Origin of the sequence: Xanthomonas sp. Leaf148, from assembly GCF_001423585.1 — a bacterium.
GTDB lineage: Bacteria > Pseudomonadota > Gammaproteobacteria > Xanthomonadales > Xanthomonadaceae > Xanthomonas.
Genome location: NZ_LMOP01000011.1, coordinates 56,892 through 74,537, shown reverse-complemented (window position 1 = coordinate 74,537; position 17,646 = coordinate 56,892). Strand labels below are relative to the sequence as shown.

Below are 17,646 nucleotides of genomic sequence, written 5' to 3'. Positions count from 1 at the left end.
CTCACCTAAACAACATTGCAGAAAGGACGAAGTTGAACATCAGCACCAGCAGCGAGGCGTTGACCACCGCGCGGGTGGTGGCGATCGAGGTGCCTTCGATGGTCGGCTCGGCATGGAAGCCCACATAGGCAGCCACCAGCGCAGCCGTGCCGCCGAAGATCGCCGACTTGAGCATCGCCACGCCGAAGTCGTCCCAGAAATCGACGCTGTTGCTTAGCCCCGACCAGAATGTGCCGTTGTCGATGCCCAACACGTGTACGGCTTCGAAGTAGCCGCCGGTAATAGCCAGCGAACAGAACACGCCGGTCAGCAGCGGCACCGTCAGCACCGCCGCCCAGAACCGCGGCGCCACTGCCTTGGCCACCGGGTCGATGGCCATCAGTTCGAGCGCCTTGATCTGGTCGGTGGCGCGCATCAAGCCGAGTTCGGCGGCGATCGAGCTGCCGGCGCGGCCGATGAACAACAACGCAGTCAGCACCGGTGCCAGCTCGCGGTAAAGCGACAGTCCCAGCAGCGTAGACAGCGCGTCCGACGCACCGTAGGTGGTCAGCGTGCGGTAGCCCTGCAGCGTCAGCACCAGGCCGACGAAGGCGCCGCCCACGGCGATGATCGGCAATGAGCGCGCGCCGACCTTGTAGATCTCGCGCACCAGCTCGGCGATGAAATCGCGCGTGGGCAGCGAGCCGCGCAGCACGGTCAGCGAAAACAAGCCGGCGCGGCCGAAGGCGCGGATCGATTCAACCATGGCCATCAGGCAGCACTCCGGTCGCGACGCGGTGCGGCATCGAAGGCGATCGGACCATCTGGCTGGCCGTGCAGGAACTGCTGCACCAACGGATCGGTACTGTCCTGCAATTGCGCCGGCGTGCCGGCGAACACGATGCCGCCATTGGCGATGACCACCGCCTGGTCGCAGATCGGCAGCGTCTCGTGCACGTGGTGGCTGACGATGATGCTGGTCAGACCCAGGCTGTCGTTGAGGCGCTGGATCAGGCTCATGATCACGCCCGAGGCGATCGGGTCCAGCCCGGTCAGCGGCTCGTCGTAGATCATCAATGGCGGGTCCAGCGCCAGCGCGCGCGCCAGCGCCACACGTCGCGCCATGCCGCCGGACAACTCGCGCGGCCAAGCATCGGCGGCGGCAAGCAGGCCCACGGCGTGGAGCTTCATCTGCACCAGCCGCTGCAGCACCGGCGCCGGCAGGCGCGTATGCGTGCGTAGCGGCAGCGCGACGTTATCGGCCACGCTCAGGTCGGTGAGCAAGCCATTGCCTTGCAGCAATACGCCGACATTACGGCGCATTTCCAGCAACGCTCGGCTGCCATGCGGGATCGGGCTACCGAACAAGGTCACCGTACCGGCAACCGGGCGCAGTTCGCCGGTCAACGCCGCCAGCATCGTGGACTTGCCGCTACCGGAAGGACCGAGCACGGCAGTGATGCTGCCGCGCGGCACATCGAGCGAAACGTCGCGCAAAATCGTCCGCCCGCCGCGATCGATGCGGACACCGGACAACTGCACGACAGGAGAGGCGGACGCCGTCATCGAAGCCTTTAACAGAATTCCAACGCAATAGAGTAGCCGTCACACGGCTGAACATAACCGAACCGCTGCGTGCAGTATTGTCGCATTCATGCGGCAAGCGATGTGGGTGAGCATGTCGCCATCTGCGTAACAGCGTGTCCCGTAACGCAGGGACTGAAGCACTGCATGTCATTGCTGTTCAACGTACGCAGCAGTAGGGTAATTAGCGTGCGATCGCTCGGCACACCTGGCGATACTTGCACCGTCGTGTCGTTTCTCGCGGTCAGGTGTTTCGTCTGAGGGTTTCTGCCCGTCCTTCCGATCTGTCGAGTGCGTCGCGTTGTTGGCATCGCCGTCTTGTGGTGCCAGCGCAAAAGACGCGAGGATCCAGCTCTATCGTCGCCAAGGAATCATCCATGGAGTTGCTGACGCTTGAACACTTCGCCGGGAGTGTCAATGAAACCTTCGCTGCGTCATTGAACGAGGGCGAGGTGCCGTTTGTGTTGGTGGAAGCGCGGCCGCTGCAGGACGCACGCAATGCGCAACGTGCGCCGTTCTCGCTGTTGTTCCGCAATGGCTCGGCGTTTCTGTTTCCGCAGCAGACCTATCAGATGCGCCATGCGCGGCTGGGCGAGATCGGCATCTTTCTGGTGCCGGTGGCACGCGAGCGCGATGGGTTTTTGTATCAGGCCGTCTTTAATTGAGCGCGTTCAACTGACCAGGTGATCGTGCGGATGCCAGTGCATCTGCAGATGTGTCTGGTTGCTGCTGCCTGCAACGAATCCATGACGGACGTACAGGCGCTGCGCGGCGGGATTGGCGTGCAGCACATGCAATGACAGCGCGCATCCCGCCTCGCGGGCGCGTGCCTGCGCATGCGCTAGCAGGTGCGAGCCGATACCGCGGCCACGCCAGTCCGGCAGCAGGCTGATGTCGATCAAGGTGTGCTGGGGCGCAGTGCAATGCAGATAGAGCCTGCCGATACGCGCGTCGTTGGCCTCAACGATCAGAAAATCGGCATCGGCAAAATGCTGCCGGTAATGCGCGCGCTGCAGGTCGAATTGCTGGTCCAGAAACGCACGCTTGGTCGCTTGCGGCCATGGCACGCGCGCAAGCTCGTCGCTGCGCGTGCTGGCGTACAGCTCCTGCAACCATGGCAGGTCGGTATCGCGTTCCGAACGCAAGACGACGGCCTGCGTACCAGACCCGACCGCGTGGTCGTGGCCGAACGTTGCCGTCGCCGCCGTGCTGGAGAGCCGCTGGGCCATGGCCTCAATCGAATACCGGGTAATCGCCCTGCAGTGCGATGCAGAAGTTCACTGCCAGATAGGGCTGCCGGTTCTCGTGGGCCGCGCCGATGCCGGTGGGCTGCAGTGCCATCGGTGCGAACTGCCCCGTCGGTGGCGCGGGGACGAAGGGTCGGGCAGCGCTACTGCCCAACGACGACAGTGCCGCGCCGGAGACAGGCGTGCCGCTCTTCTTGGCTTGATCAGACTGCGAATACGCAGTGACACTGTGCTGATGCGGCGGAATCTGCGTGGTCAGCAGTGCAACCCCTGCCTCGCCGAACGTGTCGCCACGCTGCCGGTTGGTCAAACCCGGGCCTTGGCCTTGTTCGCAGCTGGCGCGCGCGCAGAAGTTCGGTAGCTGGAACGTCGTGCTTCCATTGCCGCCGTAGGCGGCGCCGAGCAACGAGAACAAGGCGCTGTTCTGCTGCACCGGCAAAGTGGCGCCATTGCACAGCGCCCAGCCCACGGGGTTGAAGTCGAAGCCAAACAACTGGATTTCGCCGAGATAGGGTTCGGTCATGGATAAAGTCCTTCGATGGAGCGGACAGACGACGCAGGCGCGCGCGGGGAATGGGGGTCAGCTCTGTTGCGGGAAGATGCCGGCGGTGGAGATGCAGTACTGCACCGTCAGTGTCGGCATGAGGTTGTCGTGCGGCATGCCACCACCAATGAACGTAGTCGACTGTGCGTCCATCGGCACCGCCGTGGCGCCGGCGATGTTGGTCGCGTAGAACACGTCGCCGGTGACCGCGCCGGGCAGCAGGCCGGCCGGCGCGGTGGCGGTCGCGGCCGCCGTCGTGGCCACCAGCGTGTGCGTGTGCGCAGGAAGCTGCGGGCCGAGGAGGGTGACGGTTTCGGTTCCGGAGACCTGGCCGAGCAGATAGTTGCTCAGGCCCGGCCCCTGGCCCTGGTGCAGAGGCAACCGTCCGCGCAGGTCCGGTACCCCGAACGTGTTCTGTCCGTCGCCGCCGTAGGTCGTGCCGATCAGCATGAACAAGGTTTCGTAGTCGGCGATCGGGAGCAGGCTGCCGTCGCACGCCTGCCAGTCCTGCGGGGTACGGCCGAAGCCGAACATGCGGATCTCGCCGATGAATGGAGTGGCCATGGTGTCCTTCCTGGTCAATGGTGCGCTGCGCGCCATCGGCGCGCGGAATAAGGGCGGATCAGCCGCGCGAAGGGAAGATGCCGTTTAGCGCGATGCAGAAATTGAGCGTGGTGTACGGCTGCAGGTTCGGATGCGGCTGGCTGCCGCCTGCCGCTCCCACAGTCGACGGATTCATCGTCACCAGCGTTCCTGGCGCCGCATACAGCGGCGAAGCCGGTCCGGTGGTGCTGGCGTTGTTGCCGAATAAGCGCCCGGCAGGAATACGGTTGTTGCCAGCCGCGCTCGAACACTGCAATAAATGATTGTGCGCAGGCAGATTGTCGGGCACCAGCGTGACGTTCTCTGATCCGCTCACTTGCCCCACCGGTGCCGCTGGCGGTTGCCAACTCGAATCTACTGATGGCCCAGCGCCCAGTGGCGTGCGTCCGCGCATGTCCGGCAACGCGAACGTGGTGCTGCCATTGCCGCCAAAACGGGTGCCGAGCACGCTGAACAGTGCCTGGTTCTGATTGACCGGTAATAGCTGGCCGTTGCATTGCGCAAAATATTTGGGTGCGAAAACGAAACCGGTCAGCATGATCTGACCGATGAAGAACTCGCTCATGCAGATCTCCCCGCGTAGTCCGCCGCCGAGCGAATGTCGGGGCTGAGGTACAGATACCTGCCGAGGTTGCGTACCACAAGGCACCAGTGTTCGAAACTGGAATGAAGTATTAATTTTTCATTCTTTAACTGGCAGTCAGTTCCTGTTTAAATAGTGCCGCAGTCCAAACATATGCCTTTTCAGGCATCACGTTGACTGATCTGAGGCACCAGGACCGTTGCCGACGCCATGGGGTGGCGTGATCTTTCGGGGGAAAGGGAAATGTCTACGAATCGCACCACGGCGTACGCGAGTGCGCGTGTCTTTACGCGTTGGCCGGTGATCCTGGCGCTGCTGTTGATCGCAATGCTGTATTCCGGCCTGGCCGCTGCGGCGGCCTCGCAGGTCTGTCCGACCATCAGCAGGACCGTGGCGCAGGGCGGTTCCGTCGTCATCGACGTGAGCAACTGCGACGGTCCGCTGGACTTCGGGCTCGGTTCGGACAGTAGTCAACCTGCGCACGGCACGAGTGTGCTTAGCGTTCAGGGCGTTGGCGGCGTTCCTGGGGCGCAGACCGTTACCTATACCCATAATAGCGATTCGGCGACGTCTGATAGCTTCTATTTCTTCGACGAGAACGGCGACACCATCACGTTCAACATCACCATCACCCCGGCGATTACCGCCAGCATCGCGGTGAGCCCGGCCAGTCGCAACGAAGACAGCGGTTCATCGTTCACCTATACGGTGACGCTGAGCCAGACCAGCGGTACGGCCACCACGGTAAACCTCAACCGTAGCGGCACCGCCACCAACGGCGTCGATTACACCGGCTCGGTGAGCAGCGTCGTGGTGCCCGCCAACACCGCCTCGGCCAGCTTCGCCGTCACCCCGGTCTCCGATACCTCGGTGGAGGCAGACGAGACGGTCGTGGTCAGCGTCGCCAGCGGCACCGGCTATGGCGTCGGCAGTCCGTCCAGCGCCACCGCAACCATCCTCAACGACGATCTGCCCACCGCGTCGATCACCTTGTCGCCGGTCAGTGTGGCCGAGGACGGTGCCACCAATCTGGTCTACACCGTCACGCTCGACCAGGTGCCGGCGAGCGCAGTGTCAGTTGCTTACAGCGTTGGCGGCAGCGCGACCTCGGGCACCGACTACGCGGCCGTGAGTTCGCCGCTGGTGATCGCTGCCGGCCAGACCACGGGCACCATCACCATCAACCCGACCGCCGACAGCACCGTCGAACCCGACGAGACCGTCGCCATCAGCCTGAGCGCAGGCAGCGGCTACAGCGTGGGCTCGCCCAACAGCGTCACCGGCACCATCCTCAATGACGACCAGGCGTTGCTGTCGATCAACGACGTCTCCGTGAACGAGGGCAACGCCGGCACCACCAATGCCACCTTCACCGTGTCGCTGAGCCAGCCGGCCGGCGCCGGCGGGGTCAGCTTCGACATCGCCACCGCCGACGGCACCGCTACCGCAGGCGTGGACTACTCCGCTTCCAGCCTGACCGGGCAGACGATTCCCGCCGGCAGCAGCAGCTATACCTTCACCGTGCTGGTCAACGGCGACACGCTCAGCGAGCCCAACGAAACCTTCTTCGTCAACGTCAGCAACGTCGCTGGCGCCGCCGTCAGCGACGCGCAGGGTCAGGGCAGCATCGTCAACGACGATACGCTGCCTGCGCTGTCGATCAACGATGTCAGCGTGAACGAAGGCAATAGCGGGTCCACCCTGCTCACCTTTACCGTGAGCCTGAGCGCGGCCAGCGGCCAGACCGTGTCGGTCAACTACTCCACCGCCGACGGCACCGCCATTGCCGGCAACGACTATGTCTCCCGCTCGGGCACGCTGACCTTCGCGCCGGGCGTCACTGCGCAGAGCTTGATCGTCACCGTCAGCGGCGACAACACTGTCGAACCCAATGACACCTTCACCGTGGGCCTGTCCAGCGCCAGCAACGCGTCCATCGCGCGCGCCACCGGCACCGGCACCATCGTCAACGACGATGCGGTGGTCACCGTCGCACCGGCGTCGCTGCCGGCAGCGACGGCAGGCAGCGCATACAGCCAGACGGTGTCGGCCAGCGGCGGTACCGCGCCTTATACCTTCGTGATCACTGCCGGTGCGTTGCCACCAGGGCTGACCCTGAGCGTTGCCGGCGTGCTGTCCGGCACTCCCACCGCCTCCGGCAGCTTCAACTTCACGGTAAGGGCGACCGACAGCGGCGCCCCGACAACCGGCAACCGCGCCTACACCCTGGTTGTTGCCGGTGCCACCGTCACGCTTCCGGCGACCTCGCTGGCCGCCGGCATCGCCGGTCAGGCCTACACGGCGGCCATTACGCCGGCGAGCGGCGGCATCGCGCCGTATACCTACACGCTGAGCGCCGGTGCGCTACCGGCGGGTATCACGCTCAATAGCGGGACCGCTGCGCTCAGCGGCACGCCCACGGCACCTGGTACCTACAACTTCTCCCTGACCGCCACCGACAACACGACCGGTACGCCGTCCACTGCCACTCAGAGCTACACGCTGACCATCGCCGCGCCCACGATCGTGCTGGCGCCCACCACGCTGCCCGCTGCAACCCGCGGTACGGCATACAGCCAGGCGTTGAGCGCCAGCGGCGGCACTGCGCCTTACAGCTACACGATCGCCGCTGGCGTGTTGCCGGGTGGCCTGACCCTGGCCGGCAACGGCACGCTGTCGGGCACGCCGACGGTGGAAGGCACCTTCAACTTCACGGTTGAGGCGAGCGATGCCAACAGCTTCACCGGGACGCGGGCGTATGCGTTGACAGTGGCCGGCCCGACCCTGGTGCTGCCCGCATCCACCTTGCCGGCAGGCACGGCAGGGCAGGCGTACACGGCAGCGATCAGCCCGGCCACCGGCGGCACTGCGCCGTACAGCTATGCGCTGAGCGCCGGCGCGTTGCCGGCGGGCATCGTGCTGGACACCGCAACCGGCGGGCTGAGCGGCACGCCGACGGTGTCGGGCAACTTCAACTTCACGCTCACCGCGTCCGACAGCACGCCCAGTCCTGCGGCGCAGGCCTCGCGCAGTTATGTGTTGACCATCGGCGCAGCCACGCTGGTGATCGGGCAGAACACGCTGCCACCGGCAGTTACCGGCACCGCGTATAGCCAGACGTTGACCGTGTCCGGTGGCGTGGCGCCTTACAGCTTTGCGGTGACCAGCGGCACCTTGCCGGCTGGTTTGACCCTGGCCGCCAATGGCACGCTGTCGGGCACGCCCAGCGGTGAAGGCGTCAGCAACTTCACCATCACCGTGACCGATACCAGTGCCGCCAGCGCTGCGCAGGCCTATAGCTTCAGCGTGGGCAGCGCCGCCCCGGTGGCGGTTGCAGACACCGCCGCGACCATGGATGGCACGGCAGTGACGGTGGCGGTGACCGGCAACGACACCGGCACCATCACCGCGATCGCCATCACCACCGCACCCACCAACGGCACTGCCGTGGTCGATGGCTTGCAGCTGGTCTATACCCCGACCGCCGGCTTCATCGGCACCGACGTGGTGAGCTACACCGCCACCGGCAGTGGCGGCACCTCGGCGGCAACCACGCTGACCATCACGGTCAATGCGCGGCCGGTTGCGGTGTCGGTGACCGCGGAGGCGGTGCCCGGCGAGGCGCAGCAGGTGGATATCACCCGCAACGCTACCGGCGGGCCGTTCGTGGCCGCCGCGGTGGTTTCGGTGCTGCCGGCCTCGGCCGGTACCGCCACCATCACCCGTGTCGGTGGTGCTGCCACCGCATCGGCGGCACGCGCTTCCGGCCTGTCGCCGGCCGCGACCGCGATGGCCGAAGTGCCTACCTTTACGCTGACCTTTACGCCCAACCCGGCATTTGTCGGCCAGGCGACGGTGCAGTTCACCTTGTCCAACGCGTTCGCCACCTCGGCGCCGGCCAGCGTGGTGTTCAACATCGCACCGCGCCGCGACCCGAGCCAGGATGCGGAAGTGCGTGGGTTGATCGATGCGCAGTCCGAGTCCACACGGCGGTTTGCGCGCGCGCAGATCGACAACTTCCAGCGCCGTCTGGAGGCCACCCATCGCGGCGGCGGTAGCTTCAGCAATGCGGTGAGCTTCCAGCCCACCTCGCATTGCCGCCAGGCCGAGCGCGGTGTCAGTGCGCAGCCGTGCAGCCCGGACACGCAAGATGCCGATAACGACTTCCGCGATGCGCCGGCAGTGGCGTCCAGCGGCACCGCGCAGGCGCAGGGGCAGGGCGATCTGGGTCTGTGGATCGGCGGTGCGATCCGCTCGGGCAGCTTGAACCGGCAGGCCAGCAGCAACGGTGTGGACTTCCAGACCGACGGCTTGAGCGTGGGTGCGGATTACCGGGTGGCGCAGTCGCTGGCGATCGGTGCGGGCCTGGGTTGGGGCCGCGACGACAGCGACGTGGGCAACAACGGCAGCCATAGCAAGGGTAATGCGTACACCATGGCCGTGTATGCCAGCTTCCATCCGGGCAAGGCGTTCTTCTTCGACACTCTGGTCGGGTACCAGTTGTTGTCGTACGACCTGCGCCGCTATGTGACCGACGATGGCTCGCTGGCCGAAGGCAACCGCGACGGCAAGCAGTGGATCGCGTCGCTGTCGACCGGTGCGGACCTGCAGCGCGACAGGCTGCAGATCACCCCGTATGCGCGGCTGGATGTCTCGCGCGCCACCCTGGACGGCTATAGCGAAGACGGCGTGGCACCGTTCGCGTTGCGCTATGCCGACATGGATGTGGCCACCACCACCGGTAACCTGGGCCTGCGTCTGGAATGGCGCCGCGAAGTGAGCTGGGGCCGCCTGACTCCGCAGCTGCGGGTGGAATATCAGCGCGACTTCCAGGGCCGTGGCGATGCCACCCTGAGCTATGCCGATCTGTCTGGCGGGCCGTTCTATCGCACCGGCCAGAGCGCGTTCGATCGCAACCGCTTGATGGTGGGCATCGGCGCGGCGTTGCTGACCGAACAAGGCCTGTCCACGCGGCTGGAATACCGTGGCATCACCGATGGCGACAGCGGCAACGACCAGACCTGGATGATCAATCTGGAAAAGAAATACTGATCGCGCCACGCGCGCCGCAGTAAAGGCAATGCGATGGGCCGGGCACTGCTCGGCCCATCGCGTTTGTGGCGCGTGCAGGAGTGGTAGGTAGGGCGCACCGAGGTGCGTGTCGGTTGCGGTTGGCTTACACATGCACGGAGCAGGCGACAGGTCGCACGCAGCATGGCTCGCATGACGCTGCGTAGGCTGCACGGCAGCAAGCGATGGCGATGGCGATTGCTGCCACTGGCCGTGCTCGCCTGAGCGCAGTTGATATGTTGCGGATGCCGCGTGTCGGCGCAGCACGTGCAGGCGCATCGGCCGTCGCCGGCATCGAGCGAGGTGCGTGTCGCTTGCGGTTGGCTTACACATGCACAGAGCAGGCGACACGTCGTGCGCAGCATGGCTCGCATAACGCTGCGTAGGCTGCACGGCCGCAAGCGATGGCGATACCGATCCCTGCCACGGGCCGCGCTCGCCTGACCGCAGTTGCCATGTTGTGGATGTCGCGCCTCTGTGCAGCACGTGCACGCACATCGACTGGAACGCATCGGGCAGGTCGACAGCGCATTCCCTCGCCATCCGGCACAATGCCGCACGCATGCACGCCACCTCCGCGCCCGATTTTCGTCTCTATCCTTCCAATGCGCTGGATACCCTGGCTGCCTTGCTTGCGCAGGAGCTGCGTCGGGCAGTGCCCGGGCAGCCAGTATTGCAGCCGGAGGTGGTGCTGATCCCGCAGGTGGCGATGCGGCGCTGGCTGCAGTCCACGCTGGCCGCCGAGCATGGTGTGGCGGCCAATCTGGAATTTCTCACCCCGGGCGAATTCGTGGCACGCGCGCTTGAGCGCAATCTCGGCCCGGCCGACGATGACCTGGACATGGCGACCACGCAGTGGCGCCTGTACGCGACGTTGCAATCGGATCTGGGCAGCGACGCCGCGCTGGCACCGCTGGCCGGCTATCTGGCCGATGGCGATGCGCTCAAGCCATGGGCGTTGGCCGGCGAGTTGGGCAACGTATTCGAGAAGTACCAGGCATGGCGACGCGACTGGCTGCTGCGCTGGGAGGGTGGCGCCGACCCGGACGACCCGCAGGCACGGCTGTGGCGCAGCATCGCCACCGGGCGGCAATACCGCGCGCGTCGCATCGGCCAGTATCTGGACCGTTACGCGCGCGCCGATGGGCCGTTGCCGCAGGGCTTGCCAACGCGCCTGTTCGCCTTCGCCATCCTCAATATCTCGCCCGACGTGCTGCGCGTGCTGGCCACGCAAGCGCGCGTAGGCACGCTGCATTTCTATCTGCCCACGCCCACGCAAGGCTATTGGGGCGATCTGCAGACGCTGTGGCAGCGCCGCCGCGAAGACGGCGCAGTGCAGCTATTCGTCGATCAAGTGCAGGAAAACCCGTTGCTGCAGGCCTGGGGTGCGGCCGGGCGCGATTTCATGGCGCTGGTGGGCGATTACGAGGTGGTGCATCCACTGGCCGAGATCGCCGCCTACGCCGACCCGCTCGACACCGGCCGTCGCGTACTTGCCGATGGCGGCCTGGGCGACAGCCTGCTGCGGCGGATGCAGAGCGATCTGTTCCATCGTCGTGCACCCGCCATGCCTGCGGCATTGCCAGCGGTGAATCTGCACGACCCCAGCCTGCAGGTGCATGCCTGCCACACGCGCTTGCGCGAGCTGCAGGTGTTGCACGACCAGTTACGCGCCTTACTCGACGACCCGCGCTTCGACCCGCCCTTGCAGCCGCGCGAGATTGCCGTGCTGTCGCCCAACATCGACCCGTATGTGCCGTATCTGGAGGCGGTGTTCGGCAGCCATGGCAGCGACGATGCATTGCCGTACGCCTTGGCCGACGCCAGCCCGTTGGCGAGCGAGCCGTTGGCCGAGGTGTTTTTGACCTTGCTCAAACTGCCGATCGCACGCTTTGGGCTGCATGAAATCCTCGACCTGCTGGCCAGCGCGCCGATCGCCGAGGCGGCCGGACTGGATGACGCCGGGCTGGAACGCCTGCGCACCTGGCTGCACGCGGCCGGCGCGCGCTGGGGGCTGGATGCGCTGCATCGGCGTCAGCATCAGGCGCCCGGCGATGACGCTTACACCTGGCGTTTTGCGCTGGACCGGCTGCTGCTCGGCCATGCCAGCGGCGCCGACGACGACATCGATGGCGTGGCGCCGTGGCCGCAGCTGGAAGGCAGCGCACTGACCGCACTCGACACGCTGATGCGGTTGCTGCGCGTGCTCGAACGCCATCAGTCCGTGCTGGCCGAGCCGATGCCGCCTGTCGACTGGCGCGAGCGTTTGCTCGAGCTGCTGGATGCGTTGATTCCCACCGCGCCATCGGCCCCGCGTGCGCAGCGTGCGTTGGATCGGTTGCGCAGCTTGATCGATCAATTCGCCCGCGATGCGCAGCGCGCGCACTACGCCGGCAAGGTGCCAGCCGAGGTGGTGCGTGCGCATTTTGAAGCGATACTGGGCGAGTCGGACACGCGTGCGCCGCTGCTGACCGGCGGCATCAGTTTCGGCCGCATGGTGCCGATGCGCTTGCTGCCGTTCCGCGCGATCTGTTTGCTCGGCATGAACGATGGCGATTTCCCGCGCCGCGACCCGGCCGCCGGGCTCAATCGGCTCACCGCAGAATTGGGCACCGAGCGTCGCCGGCATGGCGACCGTTCCACCCGCGAGGACGACCGCTTTTTGTTTCTGCAGTTGTTCGCCTCTGCGCAGGACGTGTTCTATCTGAGCTATCTCGGCGCCGATGCGCGCGATGGCAGCGTGCGCGAGCCGTCGGTGCTGGTCAGCGAATTGTTGGCGAGCGCGGCGCAGCACCACGCCGACCCTGCGGCGATCGACACGCTGGTGGTGCATCACCCGTTGCAGCCGTTTGCCGCCGCTGCATTCGGTGCGCTGGGCGATGACGGCGCGGACCCGCGGCGTTTCAGTTATCGCCGGCAATGGCGCCCGGCCGTGGACAGCCTCACCGGCCAGCGCCAGCCGCTGGCGCCGTGGGTGACCGGTGCGCTGCCGGCCGATCACATCGCCTTGCCCACTAGCGTGTCCATTGACGATCTACGCCGCTTGTTCGGCGACCCGGCCGGGCAGTTTTTGCGTCATCGCTTGGGCATGCGATTGCCCGACCCGGCCAGCGAAGACAGCGATCTGGAACCGCTACTCGCGCCCACGCGCGGGCTGGATCAATACGGGTTGCAGCAGCAGGTGTTCGAGGCGGCGCTGGCAGGTGAAGTGGACGGGTTGTACGAGCGGCTGCGCGCGCGTGCCTTGCTGCCATCGGGCCCGCTCGGCCGCCGTCAACTCGACGAGCGTGTGGCGCAGCTGCGCCCGTATGCCGATGCGTTTCGGCAATGGCGTGGCGATGCGCCGGCGCAGTCGCACCGCTTGCAGGTGCAGATCGGCGATATCGACGTCCACGGCCGCGTGCCCGGCTGGTATGCCGATGGCGTGGGGCGCGTGCAGGTCGGCGCGCTCAGTGGCCGCAGCGCGATCCGCCACGGCCTGGAATGGTTGCTGCTGCGCGCCGCCGGCGAGCGCGTGCCGTATGTGCGTTTCTTCGAGCAGGACGACGGCCTGGGCCCGTATCCCATCGATGCCGAACCGCTCTCGCAGACGCAGGCTCAACACGCCTTGGGCGAGCTCTTGCAGCTGTATCGCCACGGCCTGCAAATGCCGCTGGCATTTGCGCCGTACAGCAGCTGGAAATACCACCAGGCCGCGCGCAGCGACGATCTGGACAAGGCCATCAAGGACGCCGCCGGGCAATGGCAGGCCAGCTTCGGTTGGAGCGAATCGCACAGTCCGGAATTACGCTTGGTCAATCGCGGCCGCGACCCGTTTGCCGATGCGCAGCGCTTTACCGACTTCGCCACCACCAGCCATCGCGTGTACGACTTGCTCGAACGCGGCAACACCGACACCACGCTCGATCCTGAGCGTCTGATCGACAGTTGGCGGCACTGGCACGGCGCGCAGGACGACGCCGAATGAGCGCGCCCGTGAGCGACCCGTATCTGCAGTTGCCGCTGCACGGCGTGCGCCTGATCGAAGCCAGCGCCGGTACCGGCAAGACCTTCACCCTGGCCACGTTGTTCACCCGGCTGGTGGTCGAGCGTGGCTTGCGCATCGGCCAGATCCTGGCGGTGACCTTTACCGAAGCGGCCACGCAGGAATTGCGCCGCCGCATCCGCGAGCGCCTGGTGCTGGCCGCCTCCCTCGTCCCCGACGCCGTCGTAGGAGCGGACCTGCCCGCGACCAAACCACCTGCAACGCAGGCATCCAACGCTCCATCAGCGTCTATAGGAGCGGCGTCGGCCGCGACCGACCTCGCCGACGTCCCGTCGCGGCCAAGGCCGCTCCTACAGGAAGCGCCCGACGTCCTGCTCACCCGCGCCATCCTCAACGCGCATCTGGCCACCGGTGATGAAACCCCGGCCGCCTTGCGTCGCCGGCTGCAGCAGGCGGTGGAAGAGATCGACCTGGCCGCCGTGTTCACCATCCACGGCTTCTGCGCGCGCGTGCTGCGCGAACATGCGCTGGAAAGCGGACAGGCCTTCGCCGCGCCGCAACTGCTCGCTAACGACCGCGAACTGCTGGGCGAAGTGGCCGCCGATCTGTGGCGCCAACGTGCGGCCGATGCGGTGATGGCCGAAGACTTGATCGCGCTGTGGTCGGGCGGCCCGCCTGCGCTGGCCACCGATCTGCGCGCGTTGGTGCGGCACGCGGCGATCCTGCCGGCAGCGTCCGATGCCAGCAGCGACGATGCCGCCGCATTGCTGCAGGCGGTGCACGATGCACGCCACGCGCTGGCAAGCGCATTCCACGCGCATGGCACAGCCTTTTTCGAATCCATCATGTCCGCCATCGATGGCGGCATCTTGAGCAAGGTCAGTTACAAACCGGAGTGGCTCACCGCGCTGTGGCACTGGTTCGACAGCTTCGCCGCCGCGCCAACGCACGAGCACGCCCCGCATCCCAAGCTGCTCAAGTTGACCGCTACCGAACTGGCATCGGGCACCAACAAGAAGTTTGTCGATCGCACGCCGGCCTCGCCGATGAGCCACGAAATCGACGGCTATCTCACCGCGCTGGCACGTGTCGAAGAATGGCGCACACGCCGCCGCATCCGTCTGCTGCATGCCCTGCGCGACGATGCCATCGCACGGCTCGCGCTACTCAAGCGCCAGCGCCGTGTGCAGACCTACGACGATCTGGTCGATGGCGTGGCGCACGCGCTGCAAGGTCCGCAAGCCGATGCCCTGGTGCAACGCCTGCGCGCGCAATACGCCATCGCGCTGGTGGACGAATTCCAGGACACCGACGACCGTCAGTGGTCGATCTTTTCCACGGTGTTCGGCGAAGGTCCGCTCGCACGTGCGGCCGGTCTGGAGCCGGCGCTGTTTTTGATCGGCGACCCCAAGCAGGCCATTTACGGTTTTCGTGGCGGCGATGTGCGCACCTATCTGGCCGCCGCAATCACCGCCGAACTGGCCCCACCGCTGAGCCACAATTTCCGCTCGCGCCCTGGCGTGCTGGCGGCGATCGATGCGCTGTACGCGCAGGCCGGCTATACCGACGCCTTTCTCACCGACGGCATCGCCTTCCATCCGGTACAGGCCGGCACCAAGCGCAGCGATGCCGATTTGCAACGCGATGGCGCCACCGCCCCGGCGCTGACGCTGTGGCGCGCGCCGGAACCGCCGCCGCCTGCCGCCGCGACAGCGGCAAAAACCAAGCACGCAGGCAAGCCCAAACCCTGGAGCGCCGGCCGCGCGCGCGAGCTGGCCACCGCCGCCTGCTTGGCCGCCATCCGCGGCTGGCTGGCTGGTGGCCGCGACGGCACCGCCACCATCAATGGCAACCCGGTGCAGGCCGGCGATATCGCCGTGCTGGTGCGTAGCCACGGCGAGGCCACGCGCATCCAGCAAGCGCTGGGCGCGATGGGTATTCCGGCGGTCGCCGCCGGCAAGCAGAGCCTGTTCGCCACCGACGAAGCATTGGAACTGCTGGCCCTGCTACAGGCCTTGCTGGATCCCGGCGACGACAGCCGCCTGCGCGCCGCGCTGGCCACGGTGTTGATCGGCGAAGACGCCATCGCCATTGCCGCGCTGGAACGCGATGGCGAACGCCATCGCCGCTGGCAGCAACATGCACTGGACTGGCGCGAGCGCTGGCAGCGCGGCGGCCCGTTGGCGTTGATCGGCGAGTTGGGCGCCACGCACGGGCAACGCCTGCTCGCGCTGGTCGATGGCGAGCGCCGCCTCACCAATTACCTGCAACTGGCCGAACTGCTGCAGGAAGCCGACGTGCGCGCACTCGGCCCGCATGGTTTGGTGGACTGGCTGGCACGCCGCATCGCCAATGCCGACGATAACGACGAAGCCCAGCAACTGCGGCTGGAATCGGACGCGCGCCGCGTGCAGATCGTCACCCTGCACAAGAGCAAAGGCCTGGAATATCCGCTGGTGTTTTTGCCGTACATCGGCATCGGCCGCGGCGACAAGGGCGCTGGCCGCCATTGCGTGGTGCATGCGCCGGACAGCGGCCGTCAGCTGCATTGGAACGTGTCCAAATGGAGCCGTGAGAAAGACGACCCGACCTGGAGCGCCGCCGAAGCCGCCTGGAAGCAGGAACAACGTGCCGAAGACGCACGCCTGCTCTACGTCGGCCTGACCCGCGCCGAGCATGCGCTGTGGATCGCCAGTGGCAGCTTCCATCAGCACGAACGCACTGCTTTGTCCGGCATGCTGCGCGCGCTCGATGCGTTGCAAGGCGCGGCAGGCGAGGGCGCGGTGGTGGTGGACACCAGCACCCCGCCAGCCAACTTGCCGCGCCTGCCGCCGCCGCTCGAAGCGCAGGTGCCGCCGGCGCGCAGTCCGCAACGGCACATCGCGCCGGAATGGTGGGTCTACAGCTTCACCCAGCTGGCCAACGCCGATGCCGGCGCCGCCATCGACCCGATGGCCAGCGCCACCGTAGTCGGCAGTGGCGGCAGCGACGAACCGTCCGGCAGCGAGGCGGTGGCAGTTGCCGCGGCCACCGAGGCCGAACCGTTCGATGCGCGTTTTGCCGGCAACCGCTTCGGCGTGGTGATGCACGATGTGTTCGAACGCTGCGACTTTGCCGCCTGGCACGCGTGGCAGCCCGGCCAACCCGCGCCCGAGGGCCAGGCCACCGCAATCCTCGACGCCCTGCAACGCGGCGGCTATGCCCAGGACGATCTCGACGACGGCCTGCGCGTGCTCACCGCCCTGATCGGCCACACCCTCACCGTGGTATTGCCCGAAGGCACCCCCTTGGCCGCCGTGCCCGAGCCGCAGCGCCGCAACGAAATGGAATTCCACTTCGCCATGCGGCCCACCCGCGTCGATGCGCTGCTGGCGTTGCTGCATCGGTTTGGTGTGGTCGGCGACCGCCAGGCGTTCGGCGCGCGCCACCGCCTGGAAGGCCTGATGACCGGCCTGATCGATCTCACCTACACCGTCGATGGCCGCTGGTATGTGCTCGACTACAAATCCAACCGCCTGCCCAGCTACGACGCCGACGCCCTGGCTCGCGCCATGGCGCACAGCGAGTACGAGCTGCAGGCGCTGATCTACACCGTGGCCCTGCACCGCTGGCTGCGCTTCCGCCTGGGCGATGCCGCCGACGGCGGCGGCTACGACTACACCCGCGACTTCGGCGGCGTGCGTTACCTGTTCTGTCGCGGGCTAGATGCCACCCGCAATGCAGCCGAGGCCGGCTCCGCCAGCGCTGCCGTTCCCGGCCCGCCCGCCCCCGGCATCCACGCCTGGCGCTTCGACCCGGCCCTGGTCGACGCCCTGGACGCGCTGTTCGCCGGCAGCGCCCTGGAGCCGACCTCCAGCAACCCAGGCACGCCCAATGCCCACTAGCGCGCAGCCTCTCGCTGCCGACACACCAAAGCCCCTGTCCCTCCGGGAGAGCGCGCAGCCCGTCAGCGTCGACGTACCAAACCCCCTCTCCCCCCGGGGCGATAAGGCACTGGTTGCGCGCCACTGGCGCGCGTGCCCTGGAGCGCCCGCGCCGCTGGCGTGGGATG

Annotated in this window: 10 protein-coding genes; 4 read left to right on the top strand and 6 right to left on the bottom strand. The window is 66.7% G+C overall.

Annotated features, from left to right (window positions below; all coding sequences use genetic code 11):
• Position 1 precedes the first annotated feature (1 nt).
• Together ASF90_RS16110 and ASF90_RS16105 are read right to left on the bottom strand one after the other, a co-directional pair.
• Entirely contained in the window at positions 2 to 751 is a 750-nt protein-coding gene (locus ASF90_RS16110; RefSeq protein ID WP_055852470.1) for an MlaE family lipid ABC transporter permease subunit, read from the bottom strand.
• The gene (locus ASF90_RS16105) at positions 751 to 1,545 is read right to left on the bottom strand and encodes an ATP-binding cassette domain-containing protein (RefSeq protein ID WP_055852468.1); all 795 of its coding nucleotides are present in this window, start codon (positions 1,543 to 1,545) and stop codon (positions 751 to 753) included. The genes ASF90_RS16110 and ASF90_RS16105 overlap by 1 nt, the downstream gene beginning before the upstream one ends.
• 395 nt (positions 1,546 to 1,940) lie before the next feature.
• Here ASF90_RS16105 and ASF90_RS16100 point away from each other — a divergent pair, with 395 nt between their 5' ends.
• A complete protein-coding gene (locus tag ASF90_RS16100) occupies positions 1,941 to 2,228 on the top strand; it encodes a hypothetical protein (RefSeq protein ID WP_055852465.1) in 288 nt (95 codons plus the stop codon).
• A gap of 6 nt (positions 2,229 to 2,234) precedes the next feature.
• On the opposite strand, the gene ASF90_RS16095 is transcribed toward ASF90_RS16100, so the two are convergent.
• From ASF90_RS16095 to ASF90_RS16080, 4 genes are read right to left on the bottom strand one after another with little or no spacing between them, the layout of a single operon-like run.
• Positions 2,235 to 2,792, bottom strand: coding sequence for an N-acetyltransferase (locus ASF90_RS16095; RefSeq protein WP_055852461.1), 558 nt, complete (start codon positions 2,790 to 2,792; stop codon positions 2,235 to 2,237).
• A gap of 4 nt (positions 2,793 to 2,796) precedes the next feature.
• Positions 2,797 to 3,333: a tail fiber protein gene (locus ASF90_RS16090; RefSeq protein ID WP_055852458.1), complete on the bottom strand. Its 537-nt coding sequence runs from the start codon at positions 3,331 to 3,333 to the stop codon at positions 2,797 to 2,799.
• 57 nt (positions 3,334 to 3,390) lie between these two features.
• Positions 3,391 to 3,918, bottom strand: a complete 528-nt coding sequence (locus ASF90_RS16085) for a tail fiber protein (protein ID WP_055852951.1) — start codon at positions 3,916 to 3,918, stop codon at positions 3,391 to 3,393.
• Between the two features lie 58 nt (positions 3,919 to 3,976).
• Positions 3,977 to 4,522, bottom strand: a complete 546-nt coding sequence (locus tag ASF90_RS16080; protein WP_055852455.1) for a tail fiber protein — start codon at positions 4,520 to 4,522, stop codon at positions 3,977 to 3,979.
• A 261-nt stretch (positions 4,523 to 4,783) separates the two neighbouring features.
• On the opposite strand from ASF90_RS16080, the gene ASF90_RS16075 reads away from it, so the two are divergent.
• The 3 genes from ASF90_RS16075 to ASF90_RS16065 all read left to right on the top strand — a co-directional run bounded on the left by ASF90_RS16075 (position 4,784) and on the right by ASF90_RS16065 (position 17,479).
• On the top strand, positions 4,784 to 9,592 hold the full coding sequence (locus tag ASF90_RS16075; protein ID WP_055852451.1) for a putative Ig domain-containing protein: 4,809 nt from the start codon (positions 4,784 to 4,786) through the stop codon (positions 9,590 to 9,592).
• 580 nt (positions 9,593 to 10,172) lie between these two features.
• Positions 10,173 to 13,577 carry an exodeoxyribonuclease V subunit gamma gene (gene recC / locus ASF90_RS16070; RefSeq protein ID WP_055852449.1) on the top strand — a complete coding sequence of 1,135 codons (3,405 nt, stop codon included), beginning with the start codon at positions 10,173 to 10,175 and terminating at the stop codon, positions 13,575 to 13,577.
• Positions 13,574 to 17,479 (top strand): exodeoxyribonuclease V subunit beta, encoded by a 3,906-nt coding sequence (locus ASF90_RS16065; protein WP_055852446.1) that lies wholly within the window; start codon positions 13,574 to 13,576, stop codon positions 17,477 to 17,479. Before recC ends, ASF90_RS16065 begins: the two co-directional genes overlap by 4 nt.
• Positions 17,480 to 17,646 lie beyond the last annotated feature (167 nt).